This is a genomic window from Burkholderia sp. IT-111MI5 (assembly GCF_949752865.1).
In the GTDB taxonomy this organism is placed as follows: Bacteria; Pseudomonadota; Gammaproteobacteria; order Burkholderiales; family Burkholderiaceae; genus Burkholderia; species Burkholderia pyrrocinia_C.
In genome coordinates this window covers 108,022-132,456 of record NZ_CATKIF010000009.1, presented here as the reverse complement: position 1 = coordinate 132,456, position 24,435 = coordinate 108,022, and the positions used below count along the sequence as shown (strand labels likewise).

Here is a 24,435-nt window from a genome sequence, read left to right as displayed (position 1 = left end):
CGCGCCGCACTAAGCGGCGCGTTCGTTTGCCGACCTACGATCAAGCGTCGAGTTTCGCGGGCTTCATCTTCGGCGTGAGCACATGCATGACCGCCAGCGCGAGCAGGTACGCGAGCGCGCCGATCGCGAACAGCACCCAGTAGTGGCCCGTGCGCTGCAGCACCTGGCCGATCACTTCCGAGAACAGCACGCCGCCGATCGAACCGGCCATCCCGCCGATGCCGACCACCGACGCGACCGCGCGGCGCGGGAACAGGTCGGATGCCGTCGTGAACAGGTTCGCCGACCAGCCCTGGTGCGCGGCGGCGGCGAGACCGACGATCAGTACTGCGATCCACAGGCTTTGCACCTGCGACACGAACGCGATCGGCAGCACGCAGCACGCGCAGATCAGCATCGCCGTCTTGCGCGCGCGGTTCACGCTCCAGCCCGCGCGCAGCAGCATCGACGACAGCCAGCCGCCGCCGATGCTGCCGACCGTCGTCAGCGCGTAGATGCAGACGAGCGGCAGGCCGATGTGCTGCATGTCCATCCCGCGCGACTCGTTGAGCCACTTCGGCAGCCAGAACAGGTAGAACCACCACACCGGATCGGTCAGGAACTTGCCGACCAGGAACGCCCACGTCTCGCGTTTGCGGATCAGTTCGCCCCAGCGCGGCGCTCCGGCGTCCGCGTTCGCTGCATCCATCGCTTCGGCTTCGTCGCGCGGCTCGTCGTATTCCGCGGCGAGCGCGCGCGTGTCGGCCTGGCGATAGAGCACGAGCCACACCGCGAGCCACACGATGCCGATCGCGCCGATGATCACGAACGCCGCGCGCCAGCCGTAGGCCACCGCGATCGCCGGGATGATCGCCGGCGCGAACACCGCGCCGATGTTCGCGCCCGAATTGAAGATGCCGGTGGCGAGCGCGCGTTCGCGGCGCGGGAACCACTCGGCCGTCGTCTTGATCGCGGCCGGGAAGTTGCCGCCCTCGCCGATCCCGAGCAGCGCACGCACGAATGCGAAGCCCATGACCGAGCCGACCGCCGCGTGCAGCATCGCGGCGATGCTCCATACCAGCATCGCCACCGCATACGACACGCGCGTGCCGAGCCAGTCGACGATGCGCCCGAAGCCGAGCAACCCGAGCGCATAGAACGCGGAAAACGCCATCACGATGCGGCCGTACTGCACCTGGCTCCAGCCGATGTCGTGCTGGAGCATCGGCGCGAGCAGGCCGAGGATCTGCCGATCCATGTAGTTGATGACGGTCGCGAAAAACAGCAGCGCACAGACGGTCCAGCGGTAGCGGCTGGCGACGGCGCGCACCGTGCCGACGACGGCAGATTGCATGAATGTCTCCGATGCGCGGCCGCGCCCGTCGCGCCGCACGATATTCGTTGACCGGCGACCGGCGCCGGGGCGGACGGCCGCGTTGCGCTGTCGCGCACGGCCGATCGCCACTCCTTCTGGAAAACGTTTTTCAAAGGATAGGGCGTCGGCCGGCACGCTGTCAGTCGGGGATTTCGATGAGTCATCTCAAATTGGTCGCGGCAAAAGAGATGACTGTTTCGAAGAGTGGTATTAACCGTTTTTCCCGGATTTTCCAACGCACGAATCGGGGCACGGACGCCGAGACACATGTCCGATTCCAGCCAGAATCGATGACGGGGATGGTTTACAGTCGTTTCATGCGCCTCGATCCCGACACCTGCTACGACGCTCTGCTTTCGCGGAACCGCCGCTTCGACGGCTGGTTCTTCGTCGGCGTCGCGACGACGGGCGTGTATTGCCGCCCCGTCTGCCCGGTGAAGCCGCCGAAAGCGCAGAACTGCAGCTATTACCCGACCGCCGCAGCCGCCGAGAAAGCCGGCTTCCGGCCGTGCATGCGCTGCCGCCCCGAGCTCGCGCCCGGTCACGGCTTGCTAGACCTCTCAGGCAATCTCGCCGATGCGGCCGCCACGCTGATCGAGGACGGTTTCCTGAACACGCATTCCGTCGACGCGCTCGCGCAGCGCGTCGGCGTGACCGAACGTCATCTGCGCCGGATCTTCGCCGCGCAGTTCGGCGTATCGCCGGTCGAGTTCGCGCAGACGCACCGGCTACTGATGGCCAAGCGGCTGCTGACCGACACCGCGCTGCCGGTGGCCGTCGTCGCATCGACGGCCGGGTTCGGCAGCGTGCGGCGCTTCAACGACCTGTTCCGGCAACGCTACGGCCTCAATCCGCTGCGGCTTCGCAAAGGGGCCGGCGCGTCCGCCGATGGCGACATGACATTCCCGCTGCCGTACCGGCCGCCGTTCGCGTGGGCCGACCTGATGCGCTTTCTCGCGCAGCGGCAGATCGACGGTGTCGAGCGGATCGATGCGCAGGGTTATGCGCGTGTCGTCGAATTGCCGAATCGCAACGATGGTGGCCGCCTGACCGGCTGGTTATCCGTCGCGCACGTGCCGCAGCGCTTCGCGCTGGCCGTCACCGTATCGCCCGCGCTGACGCCGGTCGTGCCGGCCGTGCTCGCGCGCGTGCGGCGGCTGTTCGATCTCGACAGCCGCCCCGACGTGATCGACGCGCATCTCGGCGCACTCGCGAGCGGCTCGCCCGGCCTGCGCGTGCCCGGCGCGTTCGACGGCCTCGAAATCGCCCTTCGCGCGATCGCGGGCGAACGGCTCGCGGCAGCGCATGCGGGTGCGGTGCTCGCGCGCATCGCCGAACGCTTCGGCACTAAGGTAGAAGGCGCGCTGCCGGGGCTGACGCACGCACTGCCTTCCTCGGCGACGCTGGCCGCCCTGCCACCGGCGGCGCTCGAAGCGCTCGGCCTTGCGCGCGAAACGGCACAGGCGATCGTGTCGCTCGCACGCGCGGTCGCAGACGGCATGCTCGCACTCGAACCGATGGCGCCGCTCGACGCGACGCTCGCCGCGCTGCGCGAGATGGCCGGCTTCGACGAACGCGCGGTGCAGTACGTCGCGATGCGTGCGATGGCCTGGCCGAATGCGTTCCCGGCCGACGATGCGTTGCTTCCCGCACGCATCGAACGCGGCGAACCCACCGAACGCCCGCGCATGTCATCATCCGCGCCGCATGCCGCGCGCTGGGCGCCGTGGCGCGCGTATGCGGCACTGCATGTTTGGCGCCTTCAAGGAGACGTATTGCGATGACTCCCGCTCATCTGATTCCGAGCCCGCTCGGCGACATCGCCGTGCGCATCGAGGACGATGCGCTGACGGGCCTGTTCTTCGTCGGCCAGAAATACTTTCCGTCGCTTTCGATCGCGCAGGAAGCAAACGCGCTCGTCACTTCGCCGATCGCGCGCAAGGTCGCGGAAGAAATCGCCGAATACTTCACCGGCATGCGCGAAACGTTCTCGGTGCCGATCCACCTGCGCGGCACGACGTTTCAACGGCGTGTATGGAAGGAACTGCTCGCGATTCCGTTCGGCGAGCTCGTGTCGTACGGCGACATCACCGAACGCGTCGGGTTGCCGATGAGCGCCGCGCGCGCCGTGGGCGGTGCGGTCGGCCGCAACCCGGTGTCGATCATGGTGCCGTGCCATCGCGTGGTCGGCGCGTCGGGCAGCCTGACCGGTTATGCGGGCGGCATCGACCGAAAGCGTGCGCTGCTGTCGCTAGAAGGTGCCGGGTTCGAGCGTGGCGCACATCATCCGGTGCAGACAGCGCTCGCGTTCTGAGTGACGGCGCGCGGCACGCGTAGCCGTATCACGCGTTCAATACCGGCCGGCGCGCTTCACGCTTCGCATACGCACCGGGCGTCATGCGGAATTTCGCCTGGAACAGCGCGATGAACGACGAAGTCGAGTCGTAGCCCAGTTGCGCGGCCACCGCGCCGATCGGCTCGCCGGCATCGAGCAGCGGCAGCGACGCGAGCAGCCGCACGGCCTGCCGCCATTCGGTAAACGACAGCCCCGTGTCCTGCCGGAACAGCCGTGACAGCGTGCGCCGCGTCGCGCCGACCTGATGGCCCCATTCGTCGAGACTGCGCGTATCGCCCGGATGCGCATGCAACGCGCGCGCGATTTTCAGCAGGCGCGGATCGCGCGGCAGCGGCACCGTCAGCGGCGCAGGTCGCATCCGTGCGATCCGGTCGGCGATCAGGCATACGAGCGCGCCGTCCGGCCCCGCTTCGTCGTAGTTCACCGGCAATTCGGCCGTGGCAATCACCAGCTCGCGCAGCAGCGGCGTCATGCAGAGGATCGTGCAATCGTCGTTCGCATCGCTGCGTGCGATCGCTTCGTCGAGATACAGGCTGTGGAACGCGACGCACTCGCGCGTCGTCACCGCATGCGGCACGTGCGGCGGAATCCACATCGCGTAGTGCGGCGGCAGCAGCTGCCGGCCCGACGGCGTCGACACCTCGAGCACGCCGCTCGTCGCATACATCAGCTGAGCCCACGGATGACTGTGCGCGTCGACACTCACGTTGCCGGGAATCCCGAACGCACGCACGTACAGCGGCCTCGGCAGGCGCGCCATCGGCGGCGCCGCGTAAGGGTCACCCGATTGTCCCGCCAGCAACATAAGACGTCCTCCGAAGGTCATTGCACGAACGAGCGCGATGCTACCGTCACGGCTCTTCTTTCACACGGCTTCCGAACATGAGCGCTCATACCCGCACCACCCGCAAGACCGTCACCGCGATCCGTTCGACCAAAGGCATCGGCAGCCTCGTGTCGCTGACCGCGTATTCCGCGCCGATGGCGAAGCTCGTCGACGACGTGGCCGATGTGATCATCGTCGGCGACTCCGTCGGCATGGTGCTGTACGGGATGCCCGATACGCTGCGCGTCACGCTCGACATGATGATTGCACACGGCGCGGCCGTCGTGCGCGGCGCCGCACAGGCGTGCGTCGTCGTCGACCTGCCGTTCTCGACGTACCAGGAATCGCCCGCGCAGGCCTATCGCTCCGCCGCGCGGCTGCTCGCCGAAACCGGCGCGCAGGCCGTGAAGCTCGAAGGCGGCAGCGAGATGGCCGACACGATCCGCTTCCTGACCGAGCGCGGCATTCCGGTGATGGCGCACGTCGGCCTGATGCCGCAGCAGGCCAACGCGACGGGCGGCTTCCGCGCGCAGGGCATGGACCCGCGTTCGGCCGCGCAGGTGTTCGACGCCGCGTGCGCGGCCGAGCGGGCCGGCGCGTTCAGCGTCGTCATCGAAGGCACCGCCGAAGCGCTCGCGCGCCACCTGACCGAAACGCTGACGATCCCGACGATCGGCATCGGCGCATCGCCCGCGTGCGACGGACAAGTGCTCGTGACCGAGGACATGATCGGCGCGTTCGATGCATACACGCCGCGCTTCGTGAAGCGTTACGCCGATGCGAATGCGGTGATGCGCGACGCGATCCGTCAGTACGCGCACGACGTGCGGCAGCGCGTGTTTCCCGAACCGGCGCATTGCTTCGGGTACGGCAAGCCGCTGCAATTGGCGGACGCGGCCACTGCGTGATGCGACGCGATCACGCGCGTTTGCGCATCGCATGCGTGACCCGCGCGTTCGCCTCGAATTTCGCGCGATGCGTCGAGAAGAATGTCCGCACGTTGCGGACGTTCGATGCGCCGGTGAACAGCCTCCGCGCGAATTCGTCGTACTCGGCGACGTCGGCCAGATCCGCCACCACGACGAAATCGGGCCCCGGCGACACGCGGTAGCACTGCGTGACGGCCGGCTCCGCGCACACGTACGCCTCGAACGCGTCGTAGTCTTCGGCCGTCTGCCGGTCGAGACTGATCTCGATCAGCGCCGTGACGGCCGTGCCGATCGCGACCGGATCGAGCACCGCAACCTGCCGGCGGATCACGCCGGCTTCCGTCAGCCGGCGCACCCGACGCATGCAGGTCGGCGGCGACGACAGCGCGCGCTCGGCCAGTTGCAGGTTCGACACCGACGCGTCGTCCTGCAGGATCGCGAGGATGCGCAGGTCGAGATCGTCGAGGGTGATGCCGGCCATCGGCGGCTCCTTCCGGTCAGGATGTGAAATTTAATTTCAACATGATAGACGATCTACGTCTCGTTTCATTTATATCGATATTTTGAAATTTAATTCCATTCTACCGCCTCTACCATCGCTCTCACTGATCCAGACAGGACATTTACGGAGCGCGATATGTGTGGAATTGTCGGGGCGGTCGCCCAGCGGGACATCCTGCCGAACCTTGTCGACGGCCTGAAGCGGCTCGAATACCGCGGCTACGACTCGTGCGGCGTCGTGGTCTACCGTGACCGTGCGCTGGCGCGTGCCCGCAGCGTCGATCGCGTGGCCAACCTGCAGCGCGAGATCGCCGAGCATGCGCTGTCGGGCTACACCGGCATCGCGCATACGCGCTGGGCCACGCATGGCGCACCCGTCACGCTCAACGCGCATCCGCACTTCTCGCCGAGCGACGCCAACGCGCGCATCGCGCTGTCGCACAACGGGATCATCGAGAACTGCGACCAGTTGCGCGCGGAATTGCAGGCGCACGGCTACGTGTTCGCGAGCCAGACCGACAGCGAGGCGATCGCGCACCTGATCGACCATCTGTACGACGGCGACCTGTTCGACGCGGTGCGGCGCGCGGTCGCGCGACTGCGCGGCAGCTACGCGATCGCGGTGATGTGCCGCGACGAGCCGCACCGGATCGTCGGCGCGCGCGACGGGATGCCGCTCGTGGTCGGCGTCGGCGAAGGCGAGAATTTCCTGGCGTCCGATGCGATCGCGCTGTCGGGCATCACCGATCGCATCGCGTATCTGGAGAACGGCGACGTCGCGGATATCCAGCTGCATCGCTACTGGATCGTCGATGCGGCCGGCCAGCGCGTCGAGCGCGCGGTGCAGCGGGTCGCCGCGCATAGCGGCGCCGCCGACCTCGGGTCGTACCGCTACTACATGCAGAAGGAGATCTTCGAACAGCCGCAGGCGGTGGCCGATACGCTGCTCGACGTTGCGTCGATCATGCCCGAGCTGTTCGGTGACGGTGCGTGGCGCGTGTTCAACCAAGTCGATTCGGTGCTGCTGCTCGCGTGCGGCGGCAGCTATCACGCGGCGCTGACCGCGAAGTACTGGATCGAGAGCATCGCGAAGCTGCCGGCCAGCGTTGAAATTGCCAGCGAGTTTCGCTATCGCGACAGCGTGCCGAATCCGCGCACGCTGGTTGTCGCGGTGTCGCAGAGCGGCGAGACGGCCGATGTGCTCGGTGCCGTGCATGTTGCGAAGCAGAGCGGGATGATGCATACGCTCGCGATCTGCAACGTCGCGACGAGCGCGTTGATGCGTGAATGTGCGCTGCAGTTCGTGACGCGTGCGGGGATCGAGATCGGAGTGGCTTCGACGAAGGCTTTTACGACGCAGCTGGTTGCGTTGTTCCTGCTCACGTTGTCGCTTGCTCAGGTGCGCGGGCGGTTGAGTGATGAAGAAGAGAAGGAGCATCTGCGTGCGCTACGGCACCTGCCCGACGCGATGTCGAAGGTGCTCGCGCTGGAGCCGCAGATCATGGCGTGGTCGGAACTGCTCGCGCGACGCGACAACATGCTGTTTCTCGGGCGCGGGATGCATTACCCGATCGCGCTCGAGGGTGCGTTGAAGATGAAGGAGATTTCTTATATTCACGCGGAGGCTTATCCGGCGGGTGAGTTGAAGCATGGGCCGCTTGCGCTCGTTAGTAACGAGATGCCGGTGATCGCGGTTGCGCCGAATGACATGCTGCTCGAGAAGCTCAGGTCGAACATGCATGAGGTCAGTGCGCGGAACGGGCGGCTTTTTGTCTTTGCGGATGTGGATTGCGGGCTGGTGCCGAGTGATGGGATCGAGGTGATTCGGCTCAATGAGTACTACGGGCCGCTTTCGCCGATTCTGCATACGGTGCCGATGCAATTGCTGGCGTATCACGCTGCATTGGCGCGGGGGACGGATATTGATAAGCCTAGGAATTTGGCTAAATCGGTGACTGTGGAGTGATGACATCCACGAGCTGCCAGGGCGTTCCGCTCGCGACGCTCCCGGGCGAGTTCCTCCCGGTCCGGGAGGTAATTCGCGGGCTTGATGGAGATTCCGTGGTATTGCAAATCGAGGCTGCATGGCATCACGTAAGTGACGATAGCACCACTCATTACCTAGATTCGTATCATCGAATTACGACTCGCGTCAGCCAGAATTTCCGCTCGAGAAACGGACCGATGTCAAGCTTCGGAACTCATATCACAACGGGCGAGCTCGAAAGATCATCGAGCCGCGGACCATGAAGCGGAAAGTGTTTTTGCAACAGCTCGGTAACTTGCTCGATACCTCGCAGAACACCGGACCGATAATCGCCTTGCCGGAAATGAGCCTCCATGGCCTGGCAAATCGCCTCCCATTCGCGGCCATCCACCTTGGCGTGTATGCCTCGGTCCGCAACAATTTCGACGTCACGGTCCGCAAGAAGCAGATAGATAAGAATGCCGTTGTTGTGCTCCGTGTCCCAAACCCGGAGGTCCGAGAAAACCTCGATGGCACGGTCCCTCGCAGATGTGCCCTTCAGCAAGGCGCGGATGTGCAGCGCACCCTCTACAGCAAACCTGACTTGACCCACGTGCGCGCGATGACTGGTACGTACAGCCTCTTCGATGGCGATAAGCTCCCGCCGTGAGAATGCGCTGTTGACCCGCCAATGGGTCGTGACAAGATGCCGGAAGAGGCGTTTCAGGTCCATGCTCACCACCGTCCCGATGCGCCACCGCCGCCGAAGCCTCCGCCGCCTCCGCGAAAGATGTCGCGATTTGAATCGCGGCCAGAACTACCGCCGCTGCCGCCAATGAAGCGCCCGCCAGCTGCTCCCATCCCGCCCCCCAGCAACGTGAAGAGCAGCGCCATCAGTCCTGCCGCGATGGCGACAAAAAGCGCCCCCGACAAAACCCATGCGAGTACCCCAACGACTCCGCCTGTAACGGCCGCCCCCGGCAGTCTCCCAAGCATGGCGCGCAGAAGGCCGCCGGCCATGACCGTCAGGAGGAAGAGGACGGGAAGTAACCGTCCGGCGCCATCGCCTGCCCCGCGTTGTCGCCGCGGCGGAGGCAACTGTTCGCCGCTAGTGACTCGCATCATGCCGTCGAGGCCGGCAGTGATGCCGCCGTAGAAATCCCCGTTTCGGAACCGCGGAACTATCGCCTCGTTGATGATGCGATTGCTCGTCGCGTCGGTGAGCACGCCTTCGAGGCCGTATCCGACCTCAATTCGAAGCGTTCGGTCGTTTTTGGCGACAATCAGGAGCGCGCCGTCGTCGACATTCTTGCGCCCAAGCTTCCATTGCTCGACGACTCGCATCGAATACTGTTCGATGGTTTCGGGCTCCGTGGTCGGAACAACGAGAACTGAAATCTGCGCGCCTCTTTTCGCCTCAAACTCTCTCAACGTCTTCTCAAGGCTGGCCATCTGGTCGCTCGTCAGGGTTCCAGTCTCATCGGTTACTCTCGATGTCAGCGGCGGGACAACGACGTCCGCGTGGGCGCAGGCTCCCCCCAGGACAAAGAAGGCTAAGACGACGGCCATCGCCAGTCGGAACATGTTCAATTGGGGGCCTTGCCTGCAGATGCCGGCGTCGAGCCGAAGTCGACCCGCGGCGGTTTGGAAATCTCGGCTTCGTTGCTCACCGAGAAGTTGGGGCGCTCCAGATAGCCGAATGCCTTTGCAGTCAAATTATTCGGGAACGAACGTATCGTCGTGTTGTACGCCTGGACGGAGCGAATGTATCGATTGCGGGCTACGGCAATGCGATTTTCCGTACCCTCGAGCTGCGCCTGCAGGTCGCGGAAGTTCGCATCCGACTTCAATTGCGGATAGTTCTCCGATACCACGAGCAGACGTGACAGAGACGACGTGAGCTGTCCCTGCGCCGCTTCAAATTTTGCGAACGCCTGCGGGTCGCCAATGAGTTCGGGCGTGGCGCGAATCGAGCCGACTTGCGCCCGGGCCTCCGTCACACTTACGAGCACTTCCTTTTCCTGGTTCGCATACCCCTTCACCGTGTTGACGAGATTGGGAACAAGGTCGGCTCGCCGTTGATACTGATTTAGAACTTCCGACCAGCTGGCCTTTACCTGCTCATCTTCGGTCTGGATGGCGTTATAGCCGCACCCAGGGAGAGGAAGCAGACTCACCGCCAGTGCTGCCGTCAGAAGTGCGCGGGCCAGACGGCGCCGCGCGGAGATTGCTGCAGAATTTGCCGACATGGATGCGCCTCTGTTCGATATTCCGCGGCATTCTGCCGCTCACGGGTGCACTGCCTATCGTAAGGAGCTGGGCGGTCGCAGCGTTGATGCACATCAATGCTGCATTGTCGAGCACGTCCGGACCGATACACCCGCCCGGTCGCATGTTCGCTCCGCGGCCGCGCTACGTATGAAGAATTCGGTTCGTGATTCGTTGAGCCACGTCAAGCCATCGAAGGAGCGTCTGCATAGAGTGATTTTTGGGGTTCAACCGGCTCGCGAGAACTATGTTCGTGGAGAACAAGATGGCATTCCCGCAAAAACCCGCAATCGCAATTGCAACGCTCGGCATGGTCAGTGCCGTTGCAATCGCTGGTACGCCGGCGGCCGCTGACAAGTGATTCAGGATGGGAGACAGGCATGGATGACAACTCACATCGCGCTCGGCCGTTCTGGAAATCGCGGTCAGCCATTGCACTCGTAGCGTTCGCTGCAATAGCACTATTCCTCCTGCTTTCCGAACACCGCGCCCACTTCCTTGGGGTGTTGCCATATCTGCTGTTGCTCTCGTGCCCGCTGATGCATCTGTTTATGCACCATGGGCACGGGCACCACGGGACGAAAACGATCGACGGGCGCCCTGATTCGGGAGACGGTCATGACCAGCATCGGTGACGGTTACGGGCTATGGAGCCTCGCAGCTATCAATTCCCTTGTCTTCATCATCTTCGCGTTCAGCTTCTTCAAGCCGGCGACAAAGCGGGACTGGCGAACGTTCGGTGGATTCTCCGCCTTCATCGTCGCGCTATTCGCGGAAATGTATGGGTTTCCACTCACCATCTATTTGCTATCGGGCTGGTTGCAGACGCGCTTTCCGCAAACAAATTTTCTATCGCACGATGCAGGACACCTCTGGTGGACTTTGACTGGCAGGCACGGCGACCCGCATGGCGGACTTCCGCATCTTCTCAGCTTCTTCTTGATATTGGGCGGCTTCTACTTGCTGTCCACGGCGTGGCACGTACTGTATGAAGCTCAGCGTGGCAAGGAGTTGGCGACCACCGGGCCCTACGCGAAAATCCGACACCCTCAGTACGTCGGGTTCGTCGTCATCATGCTGGGTTTCCTGCTCCAATGGCCCACGCTCGTTACTTTGGCAATGTTCCCTATTCTAGTTTTCATGTACGTTCGACTAGCGATACAAGAGGAGCGCGATTCGGACGCGCAGTTCGGCGAGGCGTGGCGTGAATACGCGGCACACACGCCGCGCTTTGTACCCAACTTGGTTGGAAAACGCCCGGCCCAAGTACATTGAATTCAGGCGGCTCACCCATAGCTGGCACTGCTGCTGAACTCCATCGTAATCTTCCGGGATGAGGAGGCTGCCATGAGGCCCTTCAAGACTGGTGTGACGCTTTCAGTCACGGTTGTGCTCTTCTATGTCCTATGCACGCTTGTATGGATGGCACTTCCTGAACCGTTCATGAACTTCATGAACGCTCTTTTTCACGGACTCGATTTCCGCCGCCTTCAGACGGGCGAGCCACTGTCCCGGTGGTTTGTTATCTACCCGGCCTTTGTGTTTGCGGTCTGGTTCTTTGCAGCCGGCGCCTTCTTCGCATGGTTACACAACCGCCTCTGAGGGCCGAACTGACGCATTCCCGTATGCCTATACGTCTCTCCCGGACCGCATGTTGCCGGTGTCGGTCTCTGGGATCAGAAGATTGAGGTCACTGGTAGAACGGGAACGCGCGGAATCAACGTTGCTCCTGCGCTCTTGCTCAATACATCGGCACGCGGTAGCACCGTCATCACGGCAATATCGAATGCGCAGGGCGACGAGTCCCAATGGGAGCTGAACGGATGAGCAAAGGAGCGTCAAAATGAGCGGTCAACCCGGCGAAGACAGGCTTAATCGCCAACGGATTCTGGAGCACTCGTCGCCGGACGGGCATCCTGCAGATGGGGTGGACAAGCACGTCCATTCCGCTGAGCATGGACGCGATGCACATGCTCATCATCATGAGGGGTATGGCGAGCATGTTCGCACCCGGGATTCACTTCACGACCCAGTCTGTGGAATGAAAGTATCCGATGATTCAGGATTCCGTAGCGAATACAACGGCAAGTGGTACTTGTTCTGCAGCCAGGCATGCTTGGCGAAATTTCAGGCGGCACCGTCCAAATACGCCGAGCCCTCGACCGTTCAGCTGTCACAAGCAGCATCCGAGGGCACCATCTACACGTGCCCGATGCACCCGGAAATTCGCCAGAACCACCCCGGGCAATGCCCGAAGTGCGGCATGACGCTGGAACCGGTTCTGCCCAGCGTCGACGAAGGCGAAAATCCGGAACTGGTCGATTTCCGACGCCGATTCTGGTGGACGTTGCCACTGACCGTCGTCGTTTTCGTCCTGGCGATGTTTGGCCATCGCCTCGAATTGATGGACGCCGGCACCGAAAGCTGGGTTGAGTTCATCATCTCTACGCCGGTCATCCTGTGGGCAGGCCTGCCGTTTTTCGCGCGGTGCGTGCGCTCATTCATGAACCGCAGCCCTAACATGTGGACGCTCATCGGACTGGGGACAGGCGCGGCCTATATCTACAGTGTCATCGCCACCATCTTCCCCGGGGTGTTTCCAGAAACGTACAGTGCGCACGGCCGAGTCAGCGTGTATTTCGAAGCGGCGGCAGTCATCATTTCGTTGACGCTTCTCGGGCAGTTGCTCGAACTGAAGGCCCGCTCGCAAACGTCCGCCGCCATCAAGGCACTACTGGGTCTCGCACCCAAGACTGCTCGACGCATCAACCCGGACGGTTCCGAGGAAGACATTCCGTTGTCCCATGTTCATGTGGGAGACCTGCTTCGTGTGCGGCCGGGCGAGAAAGTCCCCACGGACGGCGTGGTGACCGATGGCTCGAGTTCGCTGGACGAGTCCATGATTACTGGCGAACCCATTCCCGTCACGAAGCGCGTTGGCAACCACGTCATTGGCGCAACGATGAACGCAACAGGCAGTCTCGTCATCCGCTCCGAAAAGGTCGGCTCGCAGACCGTGCTGTCGCAAATCGTGCAGATGGTCGCGCAGGCGCAGCGGTCTCGGGCCCCCATGCAGCGTATGGCCGACAAGGTGGCCGGCGTGTTTGTCGTCGGGGTCGTCAGCGTCGCTCTTCTGACGTTCTTCGTGTGGGGCATCTTTGGGCCTGAGCCCAGCTGGGTGTTCGGCCTCATCAATGCGGTGGCGGTGCTCATCATCGCGTGCCCCTGCGCGCTGGGGCTTGCGACGCCAATGTCCATCATGGTCGCAAGCGGCAAAGGAGCCGCGACCGGGATTCTCTTTCGAGATGCGGCTGCGATTGAAAATCTGCGCAAGGTCGATGTGCTCATTGTCGACAAGACGGGGACGCTGACCGAGGGGCGTCCAGCGTTCGAGCAAGCCGTGGGCGCAAACGGATACACGACCGACGAAGTGCTTCGTCTGGCGGCGAGTCTCGACCAAGGTAGTGAGCATCCGCTTGCTGCAGCCATCGTTGCGGCTGCCCGTGAGAAGAAGCTCATTTTGGACCGCACGGAAAATTTTGAATCCGCCACGGGTATTGGCGTGCGAGGACTGGTCGCCGGCAGGAAACTCGCGCTTGGCAACACCGCGCTGATGCAGACTGACGCCGTCTCCGTCGAATCGCTTGCCAAGGAGGCGGACGGCATGCGTGCGCAAGGCGCCAGTGTCATGTACTTGGCAGTCGATGGCGGCTTGGCCGGACTGCTGGCAGTCGCTGACCCGATAAAGGCGACGACGCCGGAAGCGCTTTCGACATTGAAGGAGAACGGTATTCGAGTCGTGATGGCGACCGGTGACGGCGTGGTCACTGCCAAGGCCGTGGCCGAGAAGCTCGGCGTCGACGAATTCCATGGCGAGGTGAAGCCCGCCGACAAGCTCAATCTGGTGACACAGCTTCAGCAAGCCCGGCATGTCGTGGCGATGGCTGGAGACGGCATCAACGACGCTCCGGCACTCGCGAAAGCCGATGTCGGCGTTGCCATGGGAACGGGCACGGATGTGGCGATGAGCAGCGCTCAGGTGACGCTTGTCAAGGGCGACTTGCGCGGTATCGCCCGTGCTCGAGAGCTGTCCGTGGCGACGGTCGCAAACATGAAGCAAAATCTTGGCTTCGCGTTCGTATACAACGCACTTGGCGTTCCGCTGGCGGCTGGGGTGCTTTATCCATTCACCGGTTTGCTGCTCTCGCCGATGATTGCCGCACTTGCAATGAGTCTAAGCTCCGCTTCAGTCATTTCGAACGCGCTGCGACTGCGCAACGCGAAGATTTAGCTTGTCACGCAGCTTGCGGCGGTCGCATAACGACCGTACAACTTCCGCCGCAGCGGGAAAGGCCTCGGGTGGGCGTGGTCCACATCCATGCAGCTCAGCGACGCAACGCCCCCTCGACATCGACATACCGAAACGTTGGTGCATTTCGCGCACGGCTGTATTGTTTCGAGCGGACGCCGACTACACCGCGGTCGCACGCAATCGTGCAGAGGATCGGCGCCTCATACAGGAAAAACGCTACTTCGACAGACGCAGCTTCTTCGACAGCACGACACCGCTCGACGGACTCACCAGCCAGATGCCATTGATATCCATGTGCAACCTGGAGATCCTGGTCGTAATGTCCGTCGGCTCGTCAATGCTCGGATCGACATGCTCGATTTTTTCGGTCAGGTAAGGCCGAACCAGGCGCCCGGAAAAAACGAGTGCGAAGTCGCCATGCGTTTGGGCGTACACGGCGGGCGAAAGCCGCATGCGGCTACGAACCGTGGTCATTTTGCCTTTCCCGGACTCGAGTTCGATGATGTCGACCCGCTGGATGTACCCTTTTGCCTTCGCTTCGGGTGCAATCACGAGCCCTCGCCCTCGCGGCCCCGTCGTGACCTTTTTGAGCAGGATGCCCGTCCGGTCGTCGCGCTCTACGTCGAACAGGTCGACATCCAGCGTCAATAGGTGCCGCTGTGACCGGTACCTCAGCCCGTACCGCACCGGCACCACGAACGTCACGTCACGATCCAGATCGACGGCCGCCAGGTCGGGATTCGGGCCGTGCCGGTCGGCAGCGCCGGGGACCAGGCCGCGAACCCGGTCGCTCAACGAAGGTGGGATGGTGCTGATGTGCTGCTTCTTCAGGGCATCCCGAATTGCAACCGGGTCGTCGCCGACAATCGGTCGTGCGGGTGACGTGTCGTGACTGACAGCGGGCGCGATGCGCGTCGTGCCGTCGACAGCCTCCGCCTCTGCATGCGCCGCGACTGGCGCCAGCATCATCGTCAGGGCGACGACGTACACGAAGTGCGGACGACCCAACTTGGATTTCCGGTGAAACACGGCGAACTCCTGATTTTCTTGCCGATCGGTCAACGACGGGCACTATAAGGTGGAATTATCGGCCACGCATCCACTGTTTGAAAACCGCCGGCAACGAGCGCAACCTTGCCTTCTATGGGTTTTGCTCCGGAACCCATCGAAATACTCCATCTAAAACCGCGCAGGCTGGTCAGTAAGCAGCTCGCGGAAATCTCTGCTCACTTGTGTGGTATCTAATCTGAACGCAAAGCATAGTTCATGTCATGAAGAGCAACCGAGTCGACCATCTGCGTTCCGCTCAGCAGCGCAGAACTCTCGCAGTCAACGTCACCCGCCGTCTCACACAACCACGCTTAACGCAAATCAGCACGACTATCGAAGGTCACGTAATCCACGTATCCCTCGGCCCCCTGTGTGAACCAGAAATCTCGCTGGTCGGCCGCCAAAACCCGTCGAGCCTGAAATCGCGCGGGCAAGTCCGGATTGGAGATAAACGGACGGCCAAATGCAATCGCGTCTGCTTGCCCGCTGGTTAGCGCCTCCTCAGCACGCCCCAGGTCGTAGTCGGAATTCAATATGGTGGTGCCCGAGAACGCTTTCCTGATAGCTGGTGCGAAAGGCGGACGGTCCGAAGCGCCGAAGCTGCCGTCAAGGGGAGGTTCGCGCAGTTCGAGATGAGCGACGCCTATGGAAGACAGCGCTTTGGCCGCGGCAACGAAGACGGACTCCGGGTCGCTGTCCCGCACACCTTGGTCAGTGCCGTTCGGCGTTAAGCGCACTCCGGTGCGATCTGCTCCGGCTTCGTCGGCAACGACTTCGGTGACTTCGCGAAGGAGACGAATGCGATTCTCAATGCTTCCTCCGTATGCGTCGTCCCGGAAATTGGTGCCATCTCGAAGAAATTCGTCGATGAGGTAGCCGTTCGCCGCGTGAACCTGCACGCCGTCAAATCCCGCTCGCAGCGCGTTTCGAGTCGCATTCCTGAATTCTTGCAAAAGCGCCGGGACTTCGTCCACTCGCATCGGCCGACCCGCTATATACGGCTGCTTGCCAGCGTACGTATGGGCGTGCCCCGGCGCCGCCGTCCCCGACGCCGAAAGCGGTTGCGCACCGTTAATAAAACTCGGATGAACGGTACGGCCCATGTGCCAGAGTTGCGCGATAATTCGGCCGCCTGCGTTGTGAACCGCATCAGTGACCGTGCGCCAGCCGCCCACCTGCTCATCCGACCAGATTCCCGTAGCGAAGGGCCACCCGAGCCCTTGCTGCGAGATGCCAATCGCTTCGGTGATGATCAGTCCCGCGCTCGCCCGTTGACTGTAATAGTCGGCCATGATGGGCGTCGGCACATGGCTTCGCGTTCCTCGCGCTCGCGTCATCGGTGCCATGAAGATGCGGTTCGGAACGTCTATCGCTCCAAGCTTCAAGGGGTCAAAAAGCGTCGTCATTTCAGTTTCCACTCTGTGAGCTAGTTAAAACGCCTAGCACGAGCTGACTGCGAAGCCGGACACGACGACGCAGTCAGCAGGCGCACAAACCGAAGATGGGTTAGACGAGGCGTGCGCCGCCGTCGAGATTCAAAGTGGCTCCGTTCATGAAGCCGTTGATCATCAGGAAGACGACTCCCGCACCTGCTTCCTGCGGGGTGCCGAGCCGGTGCAACGGCAGCGTCTTCTTAAGCCCCTCGACAAACGAGTCGCGCGCGTCGCCCAATGCCTTATGAAGGATGGGCGTGTCGATCGGGCCAGGCGAAAGCGTGTTGACACGGATGGGGGCGAGCTCGAGTGCGAGCCCACGCGCGAAAGCTTCCATGGCCGCTGACGCTGCCGCCAGGACGGCGGTGCCGTAAGCGTTCGGACGGTCAGCCAGACTTCCCGAGATGAGGGTAATCGACCCATCCTTGCTGAGTCGGTCGCCCAACGCGCGGATGACGTGTACGGCGGCCCAGATGCGCTCATCGAATGCGCGCTTGAGGTAGCCGACCTCGGCCTCACGCACCTTGCCGGCCACGAACGAACCGGCCAGAAGCACGAGGTGGTCGACCACGGGGATGTCTCGAACGGCGTGCTCCAGTTGGGCCGCGTCCGTCACGTCTGCGGCTCGCCAACCGGCAAAACCGTTCTCGGAAGCGACTTTCCGAGCGGCGTCCGCTTCGCGACCGAGAACGGTCACACGGGCGCCGGCCGCTTTGGCCTGCAGGGCGGCTTGCAAGCCGATTCCTGACGTTCCGCCAACAATCAAAACGTTCTTGCCGGCCAGTTGCGTTGCGTCGTTCATTTCCTATCTCCAGAAAGTAGCGCCGTTCGGCGTCGTTGAAAACAGGTTATTTCAAGGCAAAGAACTTGATAATCAGGCTCGAGTTCGCTTTAATAGTGCCATCATGGAACAAATCGTCATCGAAAGGCTCACGGGCCTCATTGCATTCGCGAGAGCAGCATCCCTCGGCAGCTATACGGCGGCTGCCCGGTCGCTCGCAGTCTCTCCGTCCGCCGTCAGCAAAAGCATTCAGCGTCTGGAGCAACACTTCGGTCTAAGGCTTTTTACCCGTACAACCCGCTCCTTGACGCTAACGCCCGAAGGCCGCGACCTTCTCGAGCGGACGCAACGTCTGCTGCGGGAAGCGGAAGGCATCGAGCAAGGCATCGCCGCGGCGAAGTCCGAGCCATCGGGCATACTCAAGGTAACGGCCCCGTTGCCGGTAGGAGTTCACATACTCGCCGGCGCGCTTCCGCGCTTTAGGAGAAAACATCCGAAACTCACCGTCGACGTTCGACTCAGCGACCGCTACGTTGACTTGATTGAAGAAGGTGTCGATGTCGCGATTCGGGTGGGAAACCCGAGCGACACCAGGCTGATAGCGCGCCGACTCGCTCCGCATCGCATATGTGCCTTTGCGTCCCCGGCGTACCTGGCCGAACGCGGCACGCCTGCACACCCGAACGATCTGCTCAATCACGACTGCGTCAACTTCCGGTACCAGTCGACCGGGCAGGAAGCGGTCTGGCCATTCCAGGTCGGCGACAAGTTGATAGAGTTTTCTCCGCCGGCAGGTCTCGTTCTTGACGTCAGCGATGCCGTTGCAGTAGCGCTGGCGGCCGGCGCCGGCATCGGCATTTCGGCCACGTACATCGCGGCACCCTACGTAAAGCGTGGAGAACTCGTTCCCGTACTCTTCAACCATGCCTACGACCGTTTCCACTTGCACGCGCTATGGCCCGAGAGCCGTCGAAGCAACCCGGCAGTGAAAGCGTTTATCCTCTTTTTGCAAGACCTCTTCCCCTCTCCCACGCCGTGGGATTCGCTGATTGAAGCCCGCGCTGCGGGACTTTGACCCGGCAGATGCTTCAACGGAATGCTATTTGCAGCAGCGCTTACAAGTGGTGCCAATCCGTGCCTGGGCGTTTTCACGCCAAAGCCGACTTTTCACTGCCTTTGCTTGCGGGACTATCTGCGCGGCGTCCTGCGCGAGTGGTGGAACCGATCACACCGGGCGTGGCACTACGCGCCCGTCAAAACACCGTATGCACCCCCACCCGAGCCACCGCCTGGCTCGCCGAACTTGAAGCCCCATTCGGATCCAGCACGCCATTAACCTGCGCATTCGCACCACTATTCGCCCGCTGATAATCAGCCGACACATAAACCATCGTCCGTTTCGACAACAGGTATTGAAGCGCCACGCTGAGCTGATGGGCATGGTTGTTGTTCACCGCTTCATTACCCTTCATGTACATGTATTTCGCGCCCAGCACGACATCCGGCCTGACGCGCCACACCCCACCGCCTTCGGCCATCCACACCGCGGCTTTGTTGAACGAATTCCGCACGGTGGTCACCAGCGCACTCGCGGTAACGACGCCAAAGTCGTAATGCATCCCGACGCCCCAGTTCCGAACACTCGTCGACGGCACACCGAGCGCCGGGCCGTACTTCTCATTCGTATAGGCCGCACCCACACCGAAAGCCCCCACCTCATAGTTCAGCCCGGCGCTGACGGCATTGTCCGCGCCGATCGAGCCGGCCACCCCGCCGAACGCATACATCACGCCGCCGGACAAACCCGCGACCGTCGGCGACGTGTATTTGACCGAATTCGCGATCGGCTTGCTACCCGCCGTGCGATCCCAATCGAACGCACCGGTCGGATTACCCGGCAGCGCGAGACGCTGGAACGGGCCATTCCTGAAACCGTACAGCCCCGAGATGTCCCTCGCAATCGCATTCCCCTTCGAAAAGAGGGAATCCACCATGAAGTCGTACTGATTGCCCAGCGTGACGCTGCCGAGCCGGTCGCTCTCGAGGCCCACGTAGGCATTGCGCCCGAAAATTCCGGACCCGATGATGGCGCCGTTCGCCATCGAGAACTGGTTCACGAGCGCGAACGTGGCGCGATACCCGCCACCGAGATCTTCCGTGCCACGGAGACCGAAGAGGTTGGGCGCGAATATCCCGTCGTCGAATTTGACGTTCTTTCCGCCGCCCTCGTTGCTGACATACGTGATGCCGCTGTCGATAAGACCGAACATCGTCACGCTGCCCTGCGCCCATGCGCCCTGCGCTACGGCAAGAATCGCCACTGCTCCAAACCTGAGTTTCATCACGTCTCCGTCTTTTTATGGAAATGCGAGCCTGCTACCCGCTACGTGGCGGATACTCGCTCAATGCTTCGCACAACAACGCCTTCATCCCGGCAGATATAACGACGCCGAAAATATGATTAGTTTTACTGATTTATAAATTCGAAGATCGCCGCATGGAAAATGGATTGCCCCATTCGTACCGATCAGAACACTCGAATCAAGCGCCTCGCCAGACAACCCACGCGGCAGAATCCACCTCGACAGCCACGGCTTCCAACGCCGAACCCGAGCAAGGTCCGTCGATACACACGCCGTCATCGAACCGGAACAACGCGCTGTGATGCGCACACATCAATACCTGCGACCTGTAGCAGGAAACATTGCCCGGCACAAAATCGAGCGGCACCGAGAAATGCGGGCATCGATTCACATACGCCCACACCTGCTCGCCGCGCCGCACCACGATGACGGGACGTCCGATGCACGCTTCGTCGACTACCCGCGCGCCGCCATCAGGCACGTCGGAGAAACGGCAGAGTTGCGTTGCGTCCATGATTCACACTCTCTGCTCGGGGTTTCCCAGGCTCCAGTCCCAAGGACGCACTTCCACACGCGAAAACAACCCCTCCTTCACATACGGATCGTTTCCGACAAACTGCATCACCGCATGAATATCGTCGGCCTCCACGACAAGCAGCGTTCCGTTCATTGCGTCGCCCTGCGGGTCCAGCGTCGGGCCGCCGAGCCGCACATACACGCCGTGCTGCGAAGCCGCGCGCAGGTAACTCCGATGACTGGGCCGCACACGGTCGCGCACGTCTCGCATACCGGGCTGGTCCGTCGCAAACACCGCGAAAAATCGAGCCATTCGATCAGCTCCGGTCGAGGACGAAGTCGTACGTCGCTTCGCGGTACGGGCCGTTCAGTCCGAACTGACGGGCGAGCTCGTCATGCGCGGCACGCTGGCGATACGCAACCATCAGCGACGGCTTCACGCCGAAGACGGCATCCGACTTCAGGTACGGGTCGTCCTCGTCGAAAAGATGCGTAACGAGCGTACGGAAGCCCGGCGCGTCGATCATGAAGTGCAGATGCGCGGGCCGCCACGGATGGCGGCCGGTGGCGTCGAGCATCTTCCCGACCGGGCCGTCGGTCGGAATGGGATAGCTGACCGGCAAAATCGTCGTGATCGCATAACGGCCTTCGGCATCGGTCCGGTAGCGGCCGCGCAGGTTGCCGTGCGGCTGCGCCGTGTCCTGCCCGGAATACATGCCGTTTTCCGCGGTCTGCCATACGTCGAGCACGGCGTCCTTCACCGGAACACCGTCGGTGGTCAGCACGCGGCCGTGCACGACAACCGGTGCGCCCGGCGTGAGCGCCATGTTCTCGCCATATGCACGCTCGGGCATCCCCTTGATGTAGAACGGGCCGAATACCGTCGTCTCCGTTGCGCCGGTTGCGAAGCGATGGTTGATCGCATCGACGAGCATCGAAACGCCCAACGTGTCCGACAACAGGATGAACTCCTGGCGCACCACGTCGTCGCACATCTGCCCCGTCTCGGTCAGGAAGCGGATCGCCGCCATCCACTCGGCTTCCGTCAGTTCCGTCTCGCGTACGAACGCATGAAGATGCCGCACGAGGCTCTGCATCAGCACGCGCAAGCGCGGGTTCGGCGTGCCTTCGAAGCTGGCGACGACCTGCTCGGTCAGCCTCGTGTCGCTGTCATGGTGGTCATTCATGTCTGTCTCCCTTTCCCTTTGCACGTCAGGCCGTTCAATGCGGCGCGCGCCCTTCCCACGCGTCCTGAAGCAGCGCACGAATCGCCGAGCGTTCGATCGGCCGCGGATTTGCATACGGATTCCGGCATGCGAGATCGGCCGCTTCGTCGAGGCCTTCCTGCGGCATCCCGATGTCGGCGAGCGCCGGCGCGATGCCGAGCTGCTCGTTCAGCCTGAACAGCAGCGGGCCGGCTTCGGCCGCATCGTTCCCGCCCAGCGCTCGCGCGACGCGGCGCAGCGCGTCGGGCGCAGCGGCGTGGTTGTAGTGCGCGGTATGCGGCAACATGGCCGCGTGCGTCTGCGCATGCGGCAGGTTGAAGGTGCCGCCGAGCGTATGACAAAGCTTGTGGTGCAGCGCCATGCCGACCGCGCCCAGGCAGGTTCCCGCGAGCCACGCGCCATACAACGCGCGGCTGCGCATCTCCCGGTTTTCCGGATCGCGCACCACGACGGGCAGCGCTTCGCCGAGCGCGCGAATCGATTCCTCGGCCATCAAACTGATCACCGGGTTCGCGTCTTCCGAATAGAGCGCCTCGACGGCATGCGCCATCGCATTGACACCGGACGCCGCCGAAATGCCCGGCGGCAGCGACAACGTCAACGACGGGTCGTAGAGCACGGTACGCGGCAGCACGCGTGCATCGCGCCCGGTGCGCTTCAGCCGGCCTTCGGTGAGCCCGTAGATCGGCGTCATCTCCGAGCCGGCATAAGTCGTCGGCACGGCCAGGATCGGCAGCGATGATTCGAGCGCAATGGCCTTGCCCAGCCCGATCGTGGAGCCGCCGCCGATCGCAATGCAACAGTCCGCGCCCAGCTCGGCGGCCATCTCGCGCGCGGCACGCGCGACTTCGACTGGAACGTGCATGACCACCTGTGCGCACACGCCTGCCGCACGCTCGCCCAGTACCGCCTTCACGCGGTCGGCGAGCGGCCGCTGCTCGGGCGTGGACAGGATAAGCGCGCGCTGCGCGCCGAGCGCCGACAGCTCGTCCGGCAGCCTGGCGAGCGCCCCCCATTCGAACACCACGCGGGAAGGCGTGCCCTGATAGACGAAACGTTCCATGAAAGCCTCAGCGCTTGAAGTGCGGCGGCACGTTGCCGTCGACATTGACCCAAACCGACCGAGCTTCAGTGTAGTCGTGCATGGCCTCGAAGCCCATCTCGCGGCCGTAGCCCGACTTGCCCACGCCGCCGAACGGGCTGCCCGGATTGACGCGCTTGTAGCAGTTGATCCAGCACATGCCCGCGTTGATCTGCGACGCCATCTTGTGGGCGCGCGAGAGGTTCTGGGTCCACAGGCCGCTGCCCAGCCCGTATTCCGTCGCGTTGGCGATGGCCAGCGCTTCTTCGTCGCTGCCGAAGCGCAGCACGGTGACGAACGGGCCGAACACTTCCTCCTGCGCGATGCGATCGGTCGCGCTCTTCGCTTCGATGACCGTCGGGCGCACATAGTAGCCGTTGGCCAACGCCGGATCTTGCGGCACGCTGCCGCCGGTGAGCACGCGGCCGCCCTGCTCGCGCGCGACGTCGACGAACGACAGCACGCGCTCGAGGTGCTGCTTCGACGTCAGCGGACCCATCTCGGTATCGGCGTCGAACGGGTTGCCGATCCGGATCGACGATGCGAGCGCAACGAATCGCTCGAGGAACGCGTCCGCGATGCGCTCGTGCAGCACGAGGCGCGACCCCGCGATACACGCCTGCCCCTGGTTGTGAAAGATCGCCCATGCGGCGCCGTTGATGGCCGCGTCGAGCTCGGCATCGTCGAAGACGATGTTGGCGCCCTTGCCGCCCAGCTCCAGTTGAACGCGCTTCAGGTTGCCCTGCGACGCTTCGACGATCCGGCGGCCGGTTGCGGTCGAACCCGTGAACGCGATCTTGCCGACGCCCGGGTGTTCGGCGAGACGCTGGCCGGCCGTATGTCCGTAACCGGGAACGATATTGACGACGCCTGCGGGGAACCCGACCTCGGCCATCAGCTCGACGATGCGCAACGTCGACAGCGGCGTGATTTCGGACGGCTTGAGCACCACCGTGTTGCCGGCGGCCAGCGCCGGGCCCATCTTCCAGCTCGTGAACATCAGCGGGAAATTCCACGGCACGATCTGGCCGACGACGCCGATCGGCGCGCGCTGCACATAGTTCAGGAAGCCGGTTTCGACGGGAATCACCGAGCCTTGCAGCTTGTCGGCCATGCCTCCGAAGTAGCGGAAGCACGCCGCCGTGCGCGGCACGTCGAGCGCGCGCGAATCGCGAATCGGGTGGCCGGTGTCGAGCGATTCGAGCTGCGCCAGCTCCTCCGCATGCGCCTCGATCGCATCGGCGAGGCGCAGCAGCAGCCGGCCGCGTTCGGCTGCCGGCATGGCCGACCATTTCGGGAACGCGCGGGTCGCCGCTTCGACGGCCAGGTCCACGTCCGCCGCAGTGGCCGCGGCGATCTTCGTGATGACGGAGCCGTCGTGAGGATTCAGCACGTCGATCGTGCCGCGGTCGACGGCGTCAACGAAGCGCCCGTCGATGAAGAGTTGGGTTTGCATGAATCGTCCTCGGTGTA

24 protein-coding genes are annotated in these 24,435 nt (G+C 63.0%); 9 read left to right on the top strand and 15 right to left on the bottom strand.

Annotated features, from left to right (window positions below; translation table 11 throughout):
• Nucleotides 1-40: 40 nt before the first annotated feature.
• Entirely contained in the window at nt 41-1,333 is a 1,293-nt protein-coding gene (locus ACM6JT_RS07695) for an MFS transporter (protein WP_034182209.1), read from the bottom strand.
• 320 nt (nt 1,334-1,653) lie between these two features.
• Here ACM6JT_RS07695 and ACM6JT_RS07690 point away from each other — a divergent pair, with 320 nt between their 5' ends.
• Together ACM6JT_RS07690 and ACM6JT_RS07685 are read left to right on the top strand one after the other, a co-directional pair.
• The gene (locus ACM6JT_RS07690; RefSeq protein WP_414856215.1) at nt 1,654-3,138 is read left to right on the top strand and encodes an AlkA N-terminal domain-containing protein; all 1,485 of its coding nucleotides are present in this window, start codon (nt 1,654-1,656) and stop codon (nt 3,136-3,138) included.
• A complete protein-coding gene (locus ACM6JT_RS07685) occupies nt 3,135-3,668 on the top strand; it encodes a methylated-DNA--[protein]-cysteine S-methyltransferase (RefSeq protein ID WP_072438421.1) in 534 nt (177 codons plus the stop codon). Before ACM6JT_RS07690 ends, ACM6JT_RS07685 begins: the two co-directional genes overlap by 4 nt.
• Before the next feature lie 28 nt (nt 3,669-3,696).
• Here ACM6JT_RS07685 and ACM6JT_RS07680 read toward each other — a convergent pair whose 3' ends face one another.
• A complete protein-coding gene (locus ACM6JT_RS07680; protein WP_034181961.1) occupies nt 3,697-4,515 on the bottom strand; it encodes an AraC family transcriptional regulator in 819 nt (272 codons plus the stop codon).
• Between the two features lie 77 nt (nt 4,516-4,592).
• Here ACM6JT_RS07680 and panB point away from each other — a divergent pair, with 77 nt between their 5' ends.
• Nucleotides 4,593-5,444, top strand: coding sequence for a 3-methyl-2-oxobutanoate hydroxymethyltransferase (panB, locus tag ACM6JT_RS07675; RefSeq protein WP_105393339.1), 852 nt, complete (start codon nt 4,593-4,595; stop codon nt 5,442-5,444).
• A gap of 10 nt (nt 5,445-5,454) precedes the next feature.
• Here the strand turns inward: panB and ACM6JT_RS07670 are convergent, their stop codons facing one another.
• On the bottom strand, nt 5,455-5,946 hold the full coding sequence (locus ACM6JT_RS07670; protein ID WP_021160045.1) for an Lrp/AsnC family transcriptional regulator: 492 nt from the start codon (nt 5,944-5,946) through the stop codon (nt 5,455-5,457).
• 156 nt (nt 5,947-6,102) lie between these two features.
• On the opposite strand from ACM6JT_RS07670, the gene glmS reads away from it, so the two are divergent.
• A complete protein-coding gene (gene glmS / locus ACM6JT_RS07665) occupies nt 6,103-7,932 on the top strand; it encodes a glutamine--fructose-6-phosphate transaminase (isomerizing) (RefSeq protein ID WP_217588770.1) in 1,830 nt (609 codons plus the stop codon).
• A 235-nt stretch (nt 7,933-8,167) separates the two neighbouring features.
• On the opposite strand, the gene ACM6JT_RS07660 is transcribed toward glmS, so the two are convergent.
• From ACM6JT_RS07660 to ACM6JT_RS07650, 3 genes are read right to left on the bottom strand one after another with little or no spacing between them, the layout of a single operon-like run.
• Complete coding sequence (locus tag ACM6JT_RS07660) at nt 8,168-8,665, bottom strand: TPM domain-containing protein (RefSeq protein WP_034181957.1); 498 nt, start codon at nt 8,663-8,665, stop codon at nt 8,168-8,170.
• Nucleotides 8,666-8,667: 2 nt separating this feature from the next.
• Entirely contained in the window at nt 8,668-9,501 is an 834-nt protein-coding gene (locus ACM6JT_RS07655) for a TPM domain-containing protein (protein WP_175747034.1), read from the bottom strand.
• Nucleotides 9,502-9,518: 17 nt separating this feature from the next.
• Nucleotides 9,519-10,181, bottom strand: a complete 663-nt coding sequence (locus ACM6JT_RS07650; RefSeq protein WP_034181955.1) for a LemA family protein — start codon at nt 10,179-10,181, stop codon at nt 9,519-9,521.
• Between the two features lie 399 nt (nt 10,182-10,580).
• On the opposite strand from ACM6JT_RS07650, the gene ACM6JT_RS07645 reads away from it, so the two are divergent.
• The 4 genes from ACM6JT_RS07645 (at nt 10,581) to ACM6JT_RS07630 (ending at nt 14,491) form a co-directional block, all read left to right on the top strand.
• Nucleotides 10,581-10,835, top strand: a complete 255-nt coding sequence (locus ACM6JT_RS07645) for a DUF2933 domain-containing protein (RefSeq protein ID WP_175746716.1) — start codon at nt 10,581-10,583, stop codon at nt 10,833-10,835.
• Nucleotides 10,819-11,475: a methyltransferase family protein gene (locus ACM6JT_RS07640; RefSeq protein WP_414856214.1), complete on the top strand. Its 657-nt coding sequence runs from the start codon at nt 10,819-10,821 to the stop codon at nt 11,473-11,475. Before ACM6JT_RS07645 ends, ACM6JT_RS07640 begins: the two co-directional genes overlap by 17 nt.
• A 72-nt stretch (nt 11,476-11,547) precedes the next feature.
• The gene (locus ACM6JT_RS07635) at nt 11,548-11,802 is read left to right on the top strand and encodes a DUF5676 family membrane protein (RefSeq protein WP_034181953.1); all 255 of its coding nucleotides are present in this window, start codon (nt 11,548-11,550) and stop codon (nt 11,800-11,802) included.
• A 241-nt stretch (nt 11,803-12,043) separates the two neighbouring features.
• The gene (locus tag ACM6JT_RS07630) at nt 12,044-14,491 is read left to right on the top strand and encodes a heavy metal translocating P-type ATPase (protein WP_414856213.1); all 2,448 of its coding nucleotides are present in this window, start codon (nt 12,044-12,046) and stop codon (nt 14,489-14,491) included.
• A gap of 237 nt (nt 14,492-14,728) precedes the next feature.
• Here ACM6JT_RS07630 and ACM6JT_RS07625 read toward each other — a convergent pair whose 3' ends face one another.
• The 3 genes from ACM6JT_RS07625 to ACM6JT_RS07615 all read right to left on the bottom strand — a co-directional run bounded on the left by ACM6JT_RS07625 (nt 14,729) and on the right by ACM6JT_RS07615 (nt 17,797).
• Nucleotides 14,729-15,541: a hypothetical protein gene (locus ACM6JT_RS07625; protein WP_243566051.1), complete on the bottom strand. Its 813-nt coding sequence runs from the start codon at nt 15,539-15,541 to the stop codon at nt 14,729-14,731.
• A 332-nt stretch (nt 15,542-15,873) separates the two neighbouring features.
• Entirely contained in the window at nt 15,874-16,968 is a 1,095-nt protein-coding gene (locus ACM6JT_RS07620) for an alkene reductase (protein ID WP_414856212.1), read from the bottom strand.
• A 100-nt stretch (nt 16,969-17,068) separates the two neighbouring features.
• Nucleotides 17,069-17,797: an SDR family oxidoreductase gene (locus ACM6JT_RS07615; protein ID WP_414856211.1), complete on the bottom strand. Its 729-nt coding sequence runs from the start codon at nt 17,795-17,797 to the stop codon at nt 17,069-17,071.
• Between the two features lie 103 nt (nt 17,798-17,900).
• Between ACM6JT_RS07615 and ACM6JT_RS07610 the strand changes: the two genes are divergently transcribed.
• Nucleotides 17,901-18,851, top strand: a complete 951-nt coding sequence (locus tag ACM6JT_RS07610) for a LysR family transcriptional regulator (protein ID WP_414856210.1) — start codon at nt 17,901-17,903, stop codon at nt 18,849-18,851.
• Nucleotides 18,852-19,029: 178 nt separating this feature from the next.
• On the opposite strand, the gene ACM6JT_RS07605 is transcribed toward ACM6JT_RS07610, so the two are convergent.
• From ACM6JT_RS07605 to ACM6JT_RS07580, 6 genes are all read right to left on the bottom strand, one after another.
• Entirely contained in the window at nt 19,030-20,118 is a 1,089-nt protein-coding gene (locus ACM6JT_RS07605) for a porin (RefSeq protein WP_414856209.1), read from the bottom strand.
• Between the two features lie 199 nt (nt 20,119-20,317).
• A complete protein-coding gene (locus tag ACM6JT_RS07600) occupies nt 20,318-20,653 on the bottom strand; it encodes a Rieske (2Fe-2S) protein (protein ID WP_105393329.1) in 336 nt (111 codons plus the stop codon).
• Nucleotides 20,654-20,656: 3 nt separating this feature from the next.
• Complete coding sequence (locus tag ACM6JT_RS07595; protein ID WP_072438385.1) at nt 20,657-20,968, bottom strand: YciI family protein; 312 nt, start codon at nt 20,966-20,968, stop codon at nt 20,657-20,659.
• Nucleotides 20,969-20,972: 4 nt separating this feature from the next.
• Nucleotides 20,973-21,842, bottom strand: coding sequence for an intradiol ring-cleavage dioxygenase (locus ACM6JT_RS07590; protein WP_414856208.1), 870 nt, complete (start codon nt 21,840-21,842; stop codon nt 20,973-20,975).
• A 34-nt stretch (nt 21,843-21,876) separates the two neighbouring features.
• Complete coding sequence (locus ACM6JT_RS07585) at nt 21,877-22,944, bottom strand: maleylacetate reductase (RefSeq protein WP_414856207.1); 1,068 nt, start codon at nt 22,942-22,944, stop codon at nt 21,877-21,879.
• Between the two features lie 7 nt (nt 22,945-22,951).
• Nucleotides 22,952-24,418 (bottom strand): aldehyde dehydrogenase family protein, encoded by a 1,467-nt coding sequence (locus tag ACM6JT_RS07580; protein ID WP_217588758.1) that lies wholly within the window; start codon nt 24,416-24,418, stop codon nt 22,952-22,954.
• Nucleotides 24,419-24,435: the final 17 nt, after the last annotated feature.